This window comes from Microvirga sp. GN3 (assembly GCF_055792825.1).
The window spans coordinates 1-3,032 of sequence record NZ_JBVVAK010000324.1; the positions used below are offsets into that span (position 1 = coordinate 1).

Below are 3,032 nucleotides of genomic sequence, written 5' to 3' on the forward strand. Positions count from 1 at the left end.
TGCCGATGGCCGCGAGCCCTGCCACGCCGGCCCCCACCACCAACACCTTGGCCGGCGGCACCTTGCCGGCGGCGGTGACCTGGCCGGTGAAGAAGCGGCCGAAGGCGTTGCCGGCCGCGATCACGGCACGGTAGCCGGCGATGTTGGCCATCGAGGAGAGCGCGTCCATCTTCTGGGCCCGCGAGATGCGCGGCACCATGTCCATGGCAATCACGGTGGCGCCCTGCGCCCTCGCCTGTTCCAGCAGATCGGTGTTCTGAGCAGGCCAGAAGAACGAGATCAGCGTCTGGCCCTGGCGGAGGAGGTTGACCTCTTCCTCTGTCGGCGGACGCACCTTCGTGAGCACGTCGGTGGCAGCAGAGAGGGCTGCCGCATCCGGCACGATGCTCACCCCGGCCGCAGTGTAGGCGGCATCCGAAAAGCCCGCCTTCTCCCCTGCCCCGGCCTCGACAAAGCAGGTGTGACCCAGCTTCTGCAGCTGGAGGGCAGACTCAGGCGTCAGCGCAACCCGCGCCTCGCCCTCAAATGTCTCTTTCAGAGCTCCAATCTTCATTGCACTATTCCATATGTGTCAGCTGGGTCATTCTGCCCTATGCTCGTCCTACCGTGTCGGAACCGGCTTCTCGCCTCTATAATCGTAGAAGCCGCGCATCGTCTTTCGACCGAGCCAGCCAGCCTCCACGTACTTCACGAGAAGAGGGCATGGGCGGTACTTGGGATCGGCCAACCCTTCATGGAGGGCCTGCATGATCAACAGACAGGTGTCGAGGCCGATGAAATCCGCGAGCTGGAGGGGGCCCATGGGGTGATTAGCGCCGAGCCGCATGGCGGCGTCAATGCCTTCGACCGATCCGACCCCCTTCATAGAGGGTATAGATCGCCTCGTTGACCATTGACAGCAGGATGCGGTGGACGATGAAGGCCGGGAAATCTTCAGCCACCGTGATCGTCTTGCCGAGCGTGTTGATAAATTCTCTGGTGGCCTGATAGGTCAGATCATCAGTGACGATGCCGCGGATCAGCTCAACGAGCTGCATCACTGGCACGGGGTTCATGAAGTGAATACCAATGAACTTTTCCGGCCGGTCGGTCGCTGCTGCGAGTCGCGTGATTGAGATTGATGACGTATTGGTGGCAACTATCGCATCCGAGCGAAGCGACGCACAGAGACTGGTGAAAATCTTGCGCTTCACCTCCTCGTTCTCAGTCGCGGCCTCAATGACAATATCGCAAGCGGACAAATCGGCAAAAGAGTGGGCTGGCTTGATGAGCTTGAGTGCAGCCTGCCGCTCCGCGTCGGTGATCGTACCCTTCGCAACTTGACGGACCATGTTCTCGTCGACCATGGCGAGGCTGGCACTAATCCTATCCTCGGTGAGATCATTGAGCCGGACATTGAAGCCCGCACGTGAGCAAACATGGGCGATACCGCTGCCCATCTGCCCTGCGCCGATTACGCCGATTGTCTTGATCGTACTCATTCCTGCACCCAAAATATCTTGCGACGTCTTAGTCGTACGGCAGTGGTGGAACCTCGATAGAGTGAACTCATCACGCAAAACTCACAGTCCAGCCTGTGATCGGTATTCAGGGAGACCGTCATCCGCATGAGTCAATCCTTCTGTCGTGCTGCTTGAGACTCGCCTGTGCAGCAGCCAGACGGGCAATTGGAATTCGGTAGGGCGAGCAGGACACGTAATCGAGATCCGTCTCGTGGCAGAAATGGATCGACGCCGGATCGCCGCAGATCCCGAGCTTGATGCCGCTCCGGAACGCCCTGCCGCGTTCGGCCGCGAGCTTCACCAACTCGCCCACGCCGTCCTGATCGATGGTGACGAAGGGATCGGCCGGCAGCAAGCCTTTCTGCGTGTACGGGCCGAGGAAGGATGCCGCATCGTCGCGCGAGATGCCGAGCGTCGTCTGCGTCAGATCGTTCGTGCCGAAGGAGAAGAACTCGGCCGATTCCGCGATTTCACCGGCGCGCAGAGCTGCGCGCGGCAATTCGATCATCGTGCCGACCTGATACTCGACCGTCACGCCGCTTTCCTTACGGACCGCTTCCGCCATGGCGACGATGCGCTCCTTCACGAGGTCGAGCTCCGGCTTCGTCATGACGAGCGGCACCATGACCTCCGGTACGACGGGCTGACCAGTGGTCTTTCCGGCTTCCACCGCGGCCTCGAAAATGACACGCGTCTGCATCTCGGCGATCGCAGGGTACGCCACCGCCAGACGGCAGCCGCGGAAGCCGAGCATCGGGTTGAACTCATGCAGCTCGATGGCGCGGCGCTTGAGCTTCTCCACCGGCGCATTCATCGCCTTGACGACTTCCTGCATCTCGTCCTCCGAGTGCGGCAGAAACTGGTGCAGCGGCGGATCGAGCAGGCGGATTGTGACAGGGGTGAACAGCGCGACAAAGTCCGCCCGCTGCACAAGCCGCTCATGATTCGGCAACAGCTTGGACAGAGCCGCGCGGCGGCCCGCCTCGCCTGCCCTATCTTCACAGGCGTTAAACAATCCCTGATATCGGCACTGTCAGTTTTCATGGAAGATCACACCGCCCAGGATGTCCAGGCCGATCTCCTCGCCGACTCTCAGGTTCGTCACAAGAGCAACCTCAACCTCGAGCTTCTTCCCATCGGCTTGCGAGACCTCGATCCGGCGCATGGATCCGAGACGCCGAACGCCACTGACAATACCCTGATGGTGTCCATGGCCGGCGGGTACCGGCTTCAGGTGCCAGGGCCGGCAGTAGAGACTCGCCGGGCCAATAGTGGACTTCGGTGCAGCCACAGGAGCAGGCTTCCCACTCACCAGCACCCGCCCATCGCGAATTTCGGCATTGAAGCGGGCGGCCTGACCGAGAAAGGTCATCACGAAGGGTGTCGCAGGGTAGTCCTGCACCTCATCGGGACTGCCAACCTGCTCGAGATGTCCACGGTTCAGGACAGCGACCCGGTCTGCCAATTCCAGGGCCTCATCCTGATCATGGGTGACGAAGACCGTCGTCGTGCCGGTGCGCTCGTGGATGT

General features: G+C 61.3%; 1 protein-coding gene and 3 pseudogenes. All 4 read right to left on the minus strand.

The features are described 5' to 3' along the window. Positions 1 to 553: pseudogene (locus ACS5Q1_RS47300) on the minus strand (Re/Si-specific NAD(P)(+) transhydrogenase subunit alpha); the annotation flags it as partial. 48 nt (positions 554 to 601) lie between these two features. Next, positions 602 to 1,481, minus strand: a pseudogene (locus ACS5Q1_RS47305) (3-hydroxybutyryl-CoA dehydrogenase). A 118-nt stretch (positions 1,482 to 1,599) separates the two neighbouring features. Further along, positions 1,600 to 2,481: pseudogene (locus ACS5Q1_RS47310) on the minus strand (putative PEP-binding protein); the annotation flags it as partial. Between the two features lie 54 nt (positions 2,482 to 2,535). Beyond that, the coding region (locus ACS5Q1_RS47315) for an ATP-binding cassette domain-containing protein (protein ID WP_473104693.1) at positions 2,536 to 3,032 on the minus strand (497 nt) is incomplete at its 5' end.